The organism is Halostella sp. PRR32, from assembly GCF_034808085.1.
Classification (GTDB): domain Archaea; phylum Halobacteriota; class Halobacteria; order Halobacteriales; family Natronoarchaeaceae; genus Halostella; species Halostella pelagica.
In genome coordinates, this window is the sequence record NZ_JAXHGL010000001.1 from 595546 (window position 1) to 609778 (window position 14233).

Annotated in this window: 10 protein-coding genes; 5 read left to right on the forward strand and 5 right to left on the reverse strand. The window is 64.3% G+C overall.

The genetic code is table 11. From position 1 onward, the window contains the following. Positions 1-22: 22 nt before the first annotated feature. Positions 23-2455, reverse strand: coding sequence for a DEAD/DEAH box helicase (locus SM753_RS03240; RefSeq protein WP_323190525.1), 2433 nt, complete (start codon positions 2453-2455; stop codon positions 23-25). Position 2456: 1 nt separating this feature from the next. After that, positions 2457-3935 carry a ribonuclease H-like domain-containing protein gene (locus SM753_RS03245; protein WP_323190526.1) on the reverse strand — a complete coding sequence of 493 codons (1479 nt, stop codon included), beginning with the start codon at positions 3933-3935 and terminating at the stop codon, positions 2457-2459. A gap of 91 nt (positions 3936-4026) precedes the next feature. Here SM753_RS03245 and SM753_RS03250 point away from each other — a divergent pair, with 91 nt between their 5' ends. Together SM753_RS03250 and SM753_RS03255 are read left to right on the forward strand one after the other, a co-directional pair. Then, positions 4027-4524: a metal-dependent hydrolase gene (locus SM753_RS03250; protein ID WP_323190527.1), complete on the forward strand. Its 498-nt coding sequence runs from the start codon at positions 4027-4029 to the stop codon at positions 4522-4524. Positions 4525-4764: 240 nt separating this feature from the next. Further along, positions 4765-7290, forward strand: a complete 2526-nt coding sequence (locus SM753_RS03255) for an MMPL family transporter (RefSeq protein ID WP_323190528.1) — start codon at positions 4765-4767, stop codon at positions 7288-7290. A gap of 138 nt (positions 7291-7428) precedes the next feature. On the opposite strand, the gene SM753_RS03260 is transcribed toward SM753_RS03255, so the two are convergent. The 3 genes from SM753_RS03260 to SM753_RS03270 all read right to left on the reverse strand — a co-directional run bounded on the left by SM753_RS03260 (position 7429) and on the right by SM753_RS03270 (position 8744). Then, positions 7429-7977 carry a hypothetical protein gene (locus SM753_RS03260; protein WP_323190529.1) on the reverse strand — a complete coding sequence of 183 codons (549 nt, stop codon included), beginning with the start codon at positions 7975-7977 and terminating at the stop codon, positions 7429-7431. 122 nt (positions 7978-8099) lie between these two features. Beyond that, complete coding sequence (locus SM753_RS03265) at positions 8100-8402, reverse strand: hypothetical protein (protein WP_323190530.1); 303 nt, start codon at positions 8400-8402, stop codon at positions 8100-8102. Between the two features lie 54 nt (positions 8403-8456). Then, positions 8457-8744 (reverse strand): winged helix-turn-helix domain-containing protein, encoded by a 288-nt coding sequence (locus SM753_RS03270; protein ID WP_135534605.1) that lies wholly within the window; start codon positions 8742-8744, stop codon positions 8457-8459. 163 nt (positions 8745-8907) lie between these two features. Between SM753_RS03270 and SM753_RS03275 the strand changes: the two genes are divergently transcribed. The 3 genes from SM753_RS03275 (at position 8908) to SM753_RS03285 (ending at position 14195) form a co-directional block, all read left to right on the forward strand. Continuing rightward, a complete protein-coding gene (locus SM753_RS03275) occupies positions 8908-10881 on the forward strand; it encodes a histidine kinase N-terminal 7TM domain-containing protein (RefSeq protein ID WP_323190531.1) in 1974 nt (657 codons plus the stop codon). 178 nt (positions 10882-11059) lie between these two features. Beyond that, on the forward strand, positions 11060-12307 hold the full coding sequence (locus tag SM753_RS03280) for a hypothetical protein (protein ID WP_323190532.1): 1248 nt from the start codon (positions 11060-11062) through the stop codon (positions 12305-12307). A gap of 157 nt (positions 12308-12464) precedes the next feature. Further along, a complete protein-coding gene (locus tag SM753_RS03285; protein WP_323190533.1) occupies positions 12465-14195 on the forward strand; it encodes a phage tail sheath family protein in 1731 nt (576 codons plus the stop codon). Positions 14196-14233 lie beyond the last annotated feature (38 nt).

Sequence of the window (14233 nt, forward strand, 5' to 3'; positions counted from 1 at the left end):
ATGTATTCAGCGGGTCGCACGTTCAGTCGAACTGGTCGAGTACCGCGTCGACGATCCGAACCGTCGCCGGCGCGTGCAGCGGTTCGTTGCCGTTGCCGCACTGCACGTCCATGAGACACGCCGGGCAGCCGTTGACGCCGCCGCAGTCGCAGTCGGCGACACGTTCGCGCGTCCGCTCTAGCACCGACTCGACGTTCTCGTAGATCCCCTTCGCGAATCCGATGCCCCCCTCGACCGTGTCGTGGATGAACCACGTCGGCGCGTCGGTCTCGGGGTGGCGATTGATGCTCAGACCGCCCATGTCCCCCTTGTCCATCCGCAGTTCCAGCGGTGCGAGCTTGATCATCGCGTGTTCGGCCCCGTGGAGGCCGCCGAGGAACGTCCACTCTTTCGTCCCGAGCGACGCGGACGCTGACGGTTCGGCGAGCAGTTCGTCGGGAACGTCCTCGACGACCGTCTCGAACAGCGAGCGCGGCGTCTCGACCCACATCAGTTGCGTCCGCAATTCGATCGGGGGCAGGCCGGTCGGTTCGGGCGCACCCTTCGTCCGACCTGTCTCGATTTCGATCCGCTTGTAGTGGCTGTAGTGGATCGAGACGGTGCCCGTCCCGAAACAGAGCGTGAACCCGCCGCCGAGGTCGCGCTCCCGCCGGCGGTCGAGGTCCGAAACGGACTTCTCGGAGAGCGTCCGCGTGTACTCGTTGGTCCGGGCCTCCCGGACGGTGACGTACGGGCGGGGAACGTCCTCTTCGAGTTCCACCACCTCGTACTCGGTGCCGTCGTGGAGCGTCAGCGCGCCCGGATGGAAGTCGCGGTAGGCCCGTTCGCGGTCTATCGGCTCCATCTCTATCTCGCCGTCCTCGCAGCGGACGTCGAACTGCTCGCCGGAGGTGGCGTACATCGAGATGTCGGCTTGTGGGCGCGGCGGGCCGTCGTACTGGACGCCGTGGTCGAGGTGACCGACGAACCGGCCGGCGTCTTTCCACATCTCGACGCCGCGTTCCAGTCGGTCCTCGCCGTCGAACCACCGGGAATCATTGCGGGTGAGCGGCAGTTCGTCGGCCGCACAGAGCAGGTGTCTCGCGTACACCGCGTTGTTCTCCAGGTCGACTACCGCGTCCTCCATCGCGTCGCCGAGCAGGTAGTCGGGGTTGTCCAGCACGTACTGGTCGATGGCGTCGGCGCGGGCGACAAGCACCGCGAGCGCGTCCGCCGTTCCGCGCCCCGCCCGCCCGACCTGCTGCCAGAAGGACTGTCGCGTGCCGGGGTAGCCCGCGACGACCGCGGCATCGACGGAGCCGACGTCGATGCCGAGTTCCAGCGCGTTCGTCGAGACGACGCCGTCGAGGTCGCCCGACTTGAGGCGGTACTCGGTGCTTCGCCTGCTCTCTTTCCCGTGGCCCGCGTGGTACGGTTCGACCGAGAGGTAGCCGCCCGCCGGGTGGTCGCCCGCGGCGCGCTCCGCCGCCTTCGCTGCGAGTTCCGTCCCTTGCCGGGAGCGAGCGAACAGCAGGGTCTGTACCCCGTTCAGGCCGAGATGGGCAAGCACGTCGCTCGCCTCGCTGTTGGCGCTGCGTTTCGCGCCGAGGAACTCCTCGATGTCGTACTCCTCGGCCGGGTCCTCGTCGAACGGCGGGTCCCAGAACACTATCTCCCGGCGCCCGTGCGGACTGCCGTCCTCGTCGACGACCGAGAACGGTTCGCCGGTGAGCGCCTCGGCGTGGTCGGCCGGGTTGCCGATGGTCGCCGTCGTACAGACGAGACTCGGGTCGCTCCCGTAGTAGTCGAGAACGCGCCGGAGGCGACGGAGCGTCCACGCCACGTGCATCCCGTGAACCCCCGTGTAGGAGTGCGACTCGTCGACGGCGAGGAGTTCGCAGTTCGCCAAGCAGTCGCGCCACTTCCGGTGGTGGCCGAGGTAGACGTTGATCCCGGCGAAGTTAGAGACGATCACGTCCGCGCTCTCGCGGATCGCTCGGCGGCGGTCCCGCGGGGTGTCGCCGTCGTACACCGCGACGGTGACGTCCAGCCCGAGATCGCCGTAGAGGTCGTTCAGCGCCCCCTCCTGGTCGCGGGAGAGCGCCTTCGTCGGGAAGCAGAACAGCGCCCGCGCGTCCGGGTTCTCCCGCTTCAGGAGCGCGAAGTACAGCGCGTAGACGAACGTCTTCCCGGACGACGTGGCCGTCGCGACGGCGACGTTCTCGCCGTCGAGTAACCGCTCTATCGCCTCGGCCTGGTGCTCGTACAGGTCGTGGCCGAGTTCCGCCGCCAGCGCGTCGCCGAGGACGGACGCGGCGTCCACGTAGTCGGCGTCTTCGGCGGTCTGGGCCGCCGTGTGGGCGATCTGGCCCTCGTACTCGGGGAATCGGTCGCGGAGCCGCTCCGGGGAGAGCACGTCGACCCGCTCGCTCCATCCCGCTGTCTCGTCCTCCGCGGTCGCGTTGTCATCTGTCATATCAGAAGTCCGTGAGTGTTCCTTGCGAGGTGTCGTCACCGGTCGCCGACCCGGAGTGGCTCGACGAAGTCCTCTGCTGAGAGCTCCCGCCAGCGGCCGTGAGGGCGTCGTATACGAACGCGAGAGAGCGGACGTCGTCCTCGCAGTACCGTTCGTGACGCTCCCAGTCCGGTTCGGCCTCGGCCGTGCGCTCTCGCATCCACTGTCGGTACGCGCGGCCGACCGCCGCGCCGGTGAGTCCGGTGTCGTCGGTCTCCCAGCCGAGCGCCGCCGCGACGTCGCCGAGTTTGTTCGTGCGCCCCGGAAACACGGCGTTATCCTGGCGGACCGCCCAGTAGTACGGGTCGAACGTGTAGGTACTCTCCCAGTCGTCGAGGTGCTCGGGACAGTGTCGTTCGACGTGGTCGGCGACCGTCGGGAAGTCGAAGGAGAGGCCGTTGTAGGCGACGACCGGACGCCCGCGAGCGTTGGCCGCGTACCACGAGACGAACGCTTCCACGGCCCGGCCCGGGTCGTCGGGGTCGCGGTTCAGGAAGGACATGTACGTCTCCTCGCCCTCGCGGTCGAGAACGCCGATCAGCCAGACGACCGTCGGCGTCAGTCCGTCCGTTTCGATGTCGATAAACACCGGTTCGCGGTCCGGGACGTACTCGTCGCCGTAGCGGACGACCTCGCCGGCCTCTAGCGCCCGGGCGTGGTCACAGATCGTCTCCGCGGACTCCCGTCCGACCCCTGAAACGTCGAGCAGGTCGGCGGGCTGAGCCTCCGCGACCGCCTCGGGGTCGGCGTACCCCGCCTCGCGGAGCCGCCCCGCGGTCGTCTCGCCGACACCGGAGAGCGCCCGAAGGCCGAGCCGCGTCGTTGCGATGGCGGTCGAACAGACCGTCCCGTCCGAGTGAAACTGCAGCGTCGGTATCTCCGTGCCTCCGCGTCCCGTCCCGGTCGCTACGCTGTCGGCGTCCGGCCCAGCGCCGGCGACAGTGAGGCCGTCCCACTCGCGGTAGTAGTCGACCGGTGCGGCCGTCGAAACGTGGGTGTACGACCCGCCGAGCGCGTCAGGTGCGAGCGATTCGCGGTACGTCGTAACGCCGGAAAGCGTGGCCTCGAGGCTCGTCGGGCGAACGGAGACGTCGAGACGGTCGCTAATGACGTACGTCTCCGTCGACGGGTCGACCGTCCCGGCAGATTCGAGCGCTTCGACCTCGGCTAGCCCCTCGTCCGTCGTCGGCACGACGAGGTCGACGCCGCGGATCCGGTGGTGTGCCGGGTCGCCGCGATTCGCGTCGCCGGGGACGAGAAGCGGCCCGAACTCCTCGACCAGATCCGGTGTCGCCGCTCGGAGGCGAACCAGCGCGCCGGGGTCTGAAAGCAAGAGCGCGTCGGGGTTGGCGTAGCTCAGGGCGTCACGGACCTGGGCGGCGCGACAGCGCGTGACGAGGTCGCTCGACAGGACGGTCACGCGAGGCGGGGGCGAAGCCATAGGGTGCGGTACGATGGAAGGAGTCAGACCGGTAAAAAACGTCCGTCGGAGGTGGCAGAAAAGGTATGGTTTCTCGGATAGATATCCGACCGTGACGCTCGGTCTGACCTACCCCGGCGGCCACGCTGTCTTCCTCGCCGTCGCCATCGCCACGCACGCGGTCATCGGGTACACCCTCGGCGCGCGACTGTTCGATGCGCCGAAGGCGGGCCTCGTCGGCGGGCTGCTGGCGGACGCCGACTTCCTCTTCCCCGCGGCCTTTGACTTCCCGCTCGTCCACCGAGGTCTCACTCACACGGGGCTTGCGCTTGCGGTCACGGCGACGCTGACGTGGATCGTCGCCGACCGCCGGGCCGGCGGGGCCACGGCCATCGGCTACGCCTCCCACCTCGCCGTCGACGCGACGACGCCTACGGGTATCCCCGTGCTGTACCCCGTCAGCGATGCGTTCCACGGCGTGGTGCTGTCCGGACACTCGCCGACCGCCACGGCGATACTGTGGTCGTGCTGTCTGAGCGTGCTGTGGGCTGACCGCATCGCGGAGCGGTTGACAGCGATCGGAGACGTTTTCGGCTCATCTAGCGGCTGAGAACGGCCGTTTTACCAGTCCGCCTCACAGTTTCAATCTCTGCAACCGTGACGCCCGTTTTTTTAAGTAGCCGGGGGACTGCTATGCTGTGAGCCGAAACCGTACGTCTCCGCGGAGATATTCTCCGAGGGAACGAACGTATCGACGGAACGAGAACGATCGGCGTCGATGCCGGCCCGGGAACGGGTACCGGAGGCACAGATCGCTGACCGCCTCGCAAGAGACCGATGGAGGGCGATAATGGGGGGTGCATTCGACAAGATCGTCGACTTCGTCACGACGCACAACCGGATCGTCATCCTGTTGATGCTGGCTCTCACGGGCGTGATGGCCGTGGGAATGACCGACCTCCAGACTCAGAGCGAGGCGGGAGACGCCGACGCGTTCAACGACACCGAGATCATGCAGAAGGGGGAGTACATTCAGGATAACTACGATCAACCCGGAAACGAGAACGTCACCGTTTCGTCGGTCTACGTCAGGGACGAGAACGGAAACGCCCTGTCGAAGGAGTCGCTGATCGGGTCGCTCCGGTACCAGCAGTCGGTGCAGGAGAACGATTCGGTGAGTACCGCGCTCGCGACCGACGAGGGAAGTGTCAGTGTTGCGACTATCGTCGCCAAGCGGGCCGCAGAGGACCCCAACGCGAGCCTCGCGACGCAGAGAGAAACCCTCGAATCGATGGACGAAGACGAAGTTCGTCGGGTCGTCTCGGCGACGCTCTCCGAGGATTCGTCCGCGCTTCGCCTGCTGCCGAACGACTACGAACCGGGAACCCCGAGCGCCGAGAGCACGCGCATCCTGTTCCGGTTCGACCAGACGGTCGGCGGTGAGGACGACGATTCCACCGTCGCGGCGGCGCAGAAAGCCCTCTACGACGAGGCGGAATCGCGCGATTCCCCCGAGTACTTCACCCTCGGACAGAACGCTTTCGCCGACTACAGCGAACACCAGTTTACGAACACCGCTGAGCTGATACTCCCGGTCGCGCTGGCGCTCATCCTGGCCGTTCTCGCGTTCTCCTACCGCGACCTGGTCGACGTGATCATCGGATTTACCGGCGTGATCCTCTCGCTGGTCTGGATGTTCGGAATCCTCGGCTGGCTGAAGGTGTCGGCCGGCATGACGCTGGTCATCGGCCCGGTTCTCATCGTGGGGCTGAGCATCGACTTCGGCCTCCACGTGTTCCAGCGCTACCGCGAGGAACGCGGCGAGGACGAAGGCATCAGACGTCCGATGGCCCGGTCGCTACGGGCCGTCGCCGTTGCGCTCGCGCTCGTTACCGTCACGGCCGCTATCGGGTTCCTCTCGAACGTGACGGCCGCGTGGCCGAGCATCCGGAACCTGAGCATCGGAATCACGATGGGCGTCGTCTCGGCGTTCGTCATCTTCGTGACGATCGTTCCCGCGCTCAAGGTGAGCGCGGACGGTCTGCTCGAACGGTTCGGTATCGACCGGCACAAGCGCGCGCTGGGCCGCGGCAGCATAGTCGGGCCGTTCCTCGCTAGCGGCGCGACGCTAGCGCGGAAGGCGGCTCCCGTCGTCATCGTGCTGGCGCTGGTCGCCGGGACCGCCGGGGCCGCCACCTGGACGTCGCTCGACAGGCAGAGCTTCCAGCAACAGACCGACGAAGTGGCCGAGTGGAAACAGGACCTCCCCGGCCCGCTCGGCTGGGACCAGGCAGCGTACGAAAAGCGATCGAGCTACGTGGACGACCAGTACCGCGAGGCCGACGAGAGCCAGCGCAGACAGTCACAGATACTCATCGAAGGCGACGTAACCGCGCCGAAGGCGTTAGAACGCGTACACGAGAGTCAACAGGCGGCACGAGACACCGACGTCGTCTTCGAGCAGGGAGGGACCGCCCCGTTCGTCTCGCCCCTCTCCGTCATGCAGGAGGCCGCCGCCCGGGACGACGAGTTCGCCGAACTCTACCACGAGAGCGATACCGACGGCGACGGCGTCCCCGACAGGAACGTCGAGGCCGTGTACGACGCGCTGTACGAGACCGCCCCGGACCGGGCCGGACTGGTGATCGAGCGGACGGACGGCGAGTACCGTTCGCTGCGCGTTATCGTCCCCATCGATTCGGCGGCCACGTTCGACGACCAGGCCGACGCGATGTACGACGTCGCAGACGTCGCCGACGAGAGCGATGGCGTCAGCGCGACCGCGGTCGGATCGGCGACTATCAACGACACCATCTCGTTCCAGATAGCCGAGAACATTCTGGAGACGATCGTCCTCGCGCTCGGCGCGGTGTTTGTCGTACTGACGATCATCTACCGGCTCGCGACCGGCAGCGCATCGCTCGGCGCGCTCACCGTCGTCCCCATCGTCCTAGTCACCGCGCTTGTCATCGGGGGGATGTACGTTCTCGACGTTCCGCTGACCCTGCTCACCGCGTTGCTGATAAGTCTCGTCATCGGGCTCGGCATCGACTACAGCATCCACATCAGCGACCGATTCGCACACGAACTGGAGCGAGGCCGCGACGCTTACGACGCCATCCGGACCGCTGTCACCGGTACCGGGGGCGCGCTCCTCGGTAGCACGCTCACTTCCGTCGGGGCGTTCGCGACGCTGATACTGCATCCGAGCCCGCAGTTCCAGAGCTTCGGGACGCTCGTCGTCCTCGCACTGCTCACGTCGTTCGTCGTGAGCGTGTTCGTTCTCCCCAGCATGCTGTACGTCTGGGCGGAACGCATCCACACCGGCCCGGTTCGCTCCGAGGCGACGGAGGGGCCGCCCGCGACGCAGGACTGACGACGACGGGCCGGCCGCCGCGCTTTTGATACTGACGGACGGAAGTCAGTGAAGAATTTCGCGGAGACGTTCCCGCGAAATATCTGAAACAGTTACGTCCGACAGTATGAGGCCACCGGCTGGACCCCCGAGCCGTTCTCACTCGTCCGGTTTGACGAGGCTCCCGTCCGGACGTAACGCCCACCAGACATCGTTTGCGCCGTGTCCGTTCGCGTCACCCGGCTCCTCGTCCGGTGCGAAGTAGTACAGCGGCCAGCCGTTGGCGGACACCTGCGTCGACCCGTCGTCACGCTCGAACGTCGTGAGAGCGGCCGACACGCCGTTGCCCGGGCTCGGGTCGCTCTCGACCGTAAGCGGCGGCCAACTCTCCGCACAGCCGTCGTAGCAGGTGCTTTCCCCCGCCCCTTGCGTGTCCTGTTCGAAGTTGTACAGCGTCATGCCGTCCGGCCCGACGAGGATGTCCCCCAACTCCTCGTGTGCGCGAACCGCAACAGTCGCGTTCGAGGAGCCGGTCGTCTCGTCTTCGGCCGACTCCGGGCCAGTCGTCTCGTCGTCCGTTCCCCGCGCGTACGGTCCTCTCTCCGTCGTTTCGTCGCCGCCGTCCGTTTCGTCGTCGTCGCCGAGGCATCCGGCGACTACGACGGTCGTTGCTGCCGTTCCGAGCAGAGCGCGTCGTGTCCAGCGCATACGTCAGAGGTCGCCTGTCCGCTAAATGAGGATTTTCCGAACTGCGTCCAAAATTCGTCCAGGGTTCGGCGGCGGTCGGCCGTCAGCGTACCGTGACGATCGCGTCTCTCGAACGCCGGCGGTCAGGCCCAGGTAATGCGGGTAAGAACGAGCAGAGCAAGCAGTTCCAGTCCGCAGAGGAGGGTGATTCCGATCTGGACATCCGTCCCCACGGAACCGAACCAGCCGACGAACGAGGAGTGAAAGACGTAGAAGTACAGCCACAGGACGTTTTCGACCAGGAGGAAGCCGGCGAACACCAGGAGGCCGAGCGTGTGCCGCGCCCCGTGCTGTCGGTACCCCCGGAGCCAGACGGACCCGAGCGCGACGAGCAGGAGTAAATTCGCCGCTGCGGCGCCCCTAACCGCGTGTATCCAGATCTCCATCGTGCCTCCATTGGTAGTTCGCCGGTTTATGTTCTGTCCAAAGTTCGTCCATGATCAGCTGTCCTCCCCGTCGACCGTATCGAATATCTCCTCGACCGTTTCCCAGTTGGCTCTGACCTGGTCGGTCGGCATGTACACCGCCGCGTACTCGTCACCAGCCTTATCGACGACGTTGTTCTCCATCAGGACGTCGAGGTGGTGGCGGATAGTCGTGTAATCCATGTCCAACTGCTCGGCCAACTGGTTCGCGTTGCTCGGTTGTTCGTCGAGTCGCCGGAGGACGCGAACTCTCGTGGGGCCGCCGCGGGAACTCGCGAGCAGATACCAGAGGACGCCCTCCATTCGGATCCGTGTTCTCCGGGCGGGGTTGTAAACGCTCGGCCAGAAGACAGCTCAGTGCGCGTCTCAGGTACGCGAGTGAGAGAGTCGAGACGACGACAGCGGACGAACGAGGCCCCGTCCTTTCCCGATGGTTTTTCACCTCTCCTCTAACAGTACGTCACAAATGAGTACCACGGCGGGGTTGACAGCCGTCTTCATGCTCGCCGCGGTGACCGGTGTCGCGGTCGCTCGTGTCTCACACCGGCGGGACGCGCCGATGGCCGACGGGCTGACGGTCTCGGCGCTCGGCATCGCCGGCACCTCTATCGACGCCGTTTTCGAACTTCTCGTGCCGACTGTCGCCTTCCATCTCGCCGCCGAAGCGCTGTCGGTGGTCACGTCGGGGCTGATCATCGTCGGGTGGGTCTACTTCATCGCGCACTTCACCAACTACGAACGGGTCGTCGATGGTCGCCGCATCTATCTGCTCGCCGCGCCGTTTCTCGTGATCGGTGCGGCGTTTGGGGTCGAAGGTACGTACTCTCTGTTAGCCGGCGCTCAGTCGGCGTCGCCGTTGATCGTCGACGACCCGGAACCGTGGTACAGCGCGTTCGACGTGTACGGCTACGGTCTCAGTCTGCTCTCGCTCGCCGCTCTCATCGTTCGCGCCGCCGAGCGAAACCGGCTCTACCGACGGCAGGCGGGGATGCTCGTCGCTGCGCTGCTCCCGCCGCTTCTCGTCAATCAGGCTGGCAACGCCGGGATCGTTGAGTCCGCGGCCGAACTGACGCCTATCGGGTTCGCCCTGACCGGACTGATAACTCTGTACGCGCTCTACTACCACGACCTGCTGGAGATCGTCCCGATTGCTCGCGAGACAACGATAAACACCATCGAGGACGGGGTGATCGCGCTCAACAACGACGAGGTCGTCGCGACGGTTAACGACGCTGCCAAAGAGATGTTCGACGTGACCGACGACGTGCTCGGCAAGACGGTCTCGAACGGCTTCTCCGAGTGGCCCGACCTCGTCGAAGCGGTGGAACGGAGCGAGGAGACGACCGCGGAACTGAACGACGGTCGATTCGTGACGGTGTCTCTCCCGCCCATACGGAAGCGGGGGATCAGAATCGGGACTCTGGTCCACCTTCGGGACGTCACGGAGGAAGTCGAGAAACAGCGGGAGATAGCCGAAAAGACGGAACGGCTCGAACGCCAGAACGAATATCTGGACGAGTTCGCCGGCGTTGTCAGCCACGACATCAGAAACCCCCTTTCTATCGCCCAGGGATACACCGAGGAGGTCGCACGACAGGTCGACGACGACGAGGCGATCCGGAAGATACGCCGCTCGCACGAGCGGATCGAGACCATCGTCGACGACCTGCTCACGCTCGCTCGACGGGGCCGACAGGTCGACGACGCGGAATCGGTCGCCGTGAAACCTGTCGCCGAGGCCGCGGCACGGACCGCCGGTGTTCCGGACGGGTCGCTAGCGGTGGAGGACATCGAGACGCTGTGGGCTGACCCCACACGACTGCAGGAACTGTTCGAGAACCTGTTCCAGAACAGCGTCGAGCACGGTTCGACTACCAGCAAGACACTGACCGGCGACTCCGTGGAACGCGGTTCCACGAGCAACTGGACGGAAACCGGCGATAGCGTCGAGGACAAGGTCGGCGACGGGCACGACCGCGACGCCGAGACGACCGAAGTCGGGAGAGACGACCGCGACCGGGGACGCGGTCCCGACCGAAAAGGATACCCCAACGCCGCAGACGGCGGAAAATACGGCGGGTACACCCCGAGACACGGCAACCGTTCGGACCGAGCGTCCCGCCGAACTAGAGGGTGTGATGTCACCGCAGACGACCTGACCGTTCGCGTCGGCCGACTCGACGGACAGGAGGGGTTCTACGTGGAAGACGACGGTCCCGGAATCCCCGAGTCAGAACGCTCACAGGTGCTCGAACGCGGATACACGAACGCTCGGGGCGGTACGGGTCTGGGACTGAGTATCGTCAAGTCCATCGCCGAAGCCCACGACTGGAAGTTACGGATCGCAGAGAGCGAGGCCGGCGGCGCGCGGTTCGAGTTCCTAGCGGGGGGTGATTCCGACGGTATCTCGTCCGCGGAGTTCACGGAGGAGTCTGGTTAGGGGGACAGACCGATAGGTGTGTCCGACACGAGTGCATCGAACCGGGACTGCTGACCGTTTCTGAACGATGGTACCGCAGAGAACGACGAGTTTCGGCAGCCGTTCGTGACTTCAAACTCCCGCCCGAGCGAATAATATTTAAGATCAAACAAAACATAACGAAGCAGACTAACCGACTATGGAGCCACACTCAGACTACAGTGACAGCGACGGGGGTTATCTGTCTCAGTTCGAGAAGAACCGCTTTTTCAAGGGCAAACTGATGACTCCTCGCGACATGGAAGCCGAGCAGGAGTATCACGCGGAACGTCTTCAGACTATCACGCGACTCGTTACCGGAAGCGGGATCCTACAGGGGTTAGGCGTCCAGTCGATCACGGAAACCGACGACGGCCTCGACGTGACGATCGAACCGGGCCTCGCGCTGGACGGGAACGGTCGACCGATCGTCGTCGAACAGGTAGCGACGAAATCTCTTCCGTCTCCCTCCGGCAACGAGGTTCACCTGTATCTACGATACAACGAGGTCGCGATGGAGACGGTTCCGGTTCCCGATACCACCGAAGCCGCGGACGAAAGTGCCACACCGAACCGCGTCGTCGAAGTGTTCGAGTTGACGTACCAGGAGTCACCGCCGGAAAACACCATCGACGTCCCGGACGTCGAGCTACCGCGTATCGGGGACGACGGGGTTGACCGAGAGGCGTTGGCTCGACGCGCCATCGAGCGGTTCCACGAACGACATCGTTCCGCTTCGACCGACGACGAGGACCCGGCGGTGTTTCTCGGGTCGTTCGAACGGAATCCCGACGGCACCTGGGGAGTCGGGGAGGATGCGACGGCACGCCCGTTCGTGTACGACGCGGAACTACTGTTCGGGTTACTCGTCGAGCACGTCACTGACACTGAAAACCCCCATCAAACACCGGTCGACCAGGCGTCCGACGACATTCCGGAAGACATCGTCGGCATCAGCGACAGGCTCACGTTCCTGGAAGAAGAGATGAAAGAGATCAAACGGGACCGAGCGGCCCTAACGCGGTACGTAATGCGCAAAACGATAAAGGACCGCATCCGGTTTTTCGAAGCGCTGGCCGAGCGGTTAGAAGATCACACTGGAGACGGCAGCCGTCTCGCTCGCGAGATCGTCGAACTCTCCCACGAAGAACTACAGTCGTTCGACGCTCGCGAGGAGTCGTATCGTCGCCACGTCCGGACGGTACTCGATCAACTGATCGACCTCGGCGAGTGTCTCGACGAGAACACGACCGAGGACAGTCTCGAACAGTATCTCAAAGCAGTGTCCGAACTACAGACCGTCGTCGAGGACGGCGAACCCGTACTCGAACTAGCGGACGCACACGACCAGGTTTGCGAGGCCGCGGACTCGCTGGAGATCCTGGTCGGCGTCATTCCCGACGAGTAACGCGGCAGTGCTCTCTCAGACCGAACTTTGATCCGATCCAACTTCTGTTCAATACTCTCACATTTACCCTCATGTATTTGTCTTTGATAGATAAGTTTTATATTATAACACCTAAAATTTGGTTCACGTAGATCAGATATTGGAGGCAAGCAGATCAATGCCAGAATACCAATCCCCAGGCGTTTATGTTGAAGAGGTAGACAGCGGATCCAAATCCGTCGAAGGCGTGAGCACGAGTACGGCCGGATTCCTCGGTGAGACTGAACGCGGTCCCGTTGAACCGCGGCTCGTAACGAGCTTCGCGGAGTTCGAACGGATGTACGGTTCGAGCCCGTCGTCGTCGGATCTAGACGCCGCCGTCGACGGGTTCTTCAAGAACGGTGGAAGCCGATGTTACATCGGTCGCGTTACTGCTGCCGAACCGACCGACACCGCGACGGCGACGCTGGTCGACGAGGACCTAAACGACGTGATCGAAGTCGAAGCGAACGGACCCGGTGAGTGGGGCAACTCCATCGCGACGATCGTCGAAGCGGAGGAGAGCGGACACTTCCGACTGACGGTTCGGTACTGGTCGTGCGACTTAGAGGAGGTTAGTAAGCCCAGTTCGAACAAACCCGACCCCGCACCATACGCCGAAGAGATATACGACGACCTCTCGACGGAACCGGAGTCCAGCCAGTTCTACGAGAAGCAACTCGCGAGTTCCGTTCTCGTCGATCTGAACAAGGTCGACGACGGCGTCCCCGTCGAGGGGCTCACGTGGCTAAACCGGGACACCGTCGAGGAAGTCTCGGACGGCGGCGTGCTCGAAGTGCAAGAGGAGGACGACTCAGTCGTCTACATCCCCGAGGACGTCGACGAGTTGGCGTACAACGAGCTACAGTCGATCGCCGGGTCGTTCGATATCGACGGAAGCCAATCCAAAGACGACCTGGTGGAGAGCCTCGAGGAGATCCGGTCTGGAGAAGAAGAGGTCGACGTCGAGGTGATCTCGGACCCCGCGGAAGCGAAACAGTCCGAACCTGACGAGGATGTCACTCTGAGCGACTACGAGGGGACTGAGAAACCCGGGATGCGCACCGGACTTGCCGGATTCAAGAAACTCGACGGCATTTCGATCGTCTGTGTCCCGGACGAAAACGATATCAAGGGCCTGACTGAATCGCTGGTCGCTCACTGTGAGAACATGGGCGAACGGTTCGCGGTCCTGCAGGCACCCCAGACCGCTGGCCCCATCTCGGAGATCGAAACCCCGGTCGACTCGTCGTATGCCGCCTACTACTACCCGTGGGTGTCGGTGAAGGATCCGTTCACGAACCAGGAGAAACTCGTCCCGCCTGGCGGTCACATCGCGGGTCTGTTCGCTCGGAGCGACGCCGAGTACGGCGTTCACAAGGCCCCCGCGAACGAGGTCGTCCGCGGCGTGCTCGGAGTGCAACACGACCTCACGAAGGGTGAACAGGACGTGCTCAATCCGAAAGGCGTCAACTGCATCCGTAGCTTCCAGGGACGAGGGATTCGCCTGTGGGGCGCACGGACCACGTCGAGTGACCCCGAATGGAAATACGTGAACGTTCGACGACTGTTCCTGTTCATCGAGCAGTCCATCGACGAGGGCACCCAATGGGCAGTGTTCGAACCCAACGACGTAGATCTCTGGGCCCGCGTTACGCAGTCGGTCGAGAACTTCCTGACGACGGTATGGCGAGACGGCGGCCTTCAGGGGTCCACTGCCGACGAGGCCTTCTACGTCAGGTGCGGGGAAGAGACAATGACACAGGACGACATCGACAACGGTCGTCTCATCGTCGAAATCGGCGTTGCGCCTGTCAAGCCGGCGGAGTTCGTCATCTTCCGCATCAGCCAGGACACCGGCGATTCGTAGACACCCCTACCTGGGACAGTAGCAACCAACGACGGGAA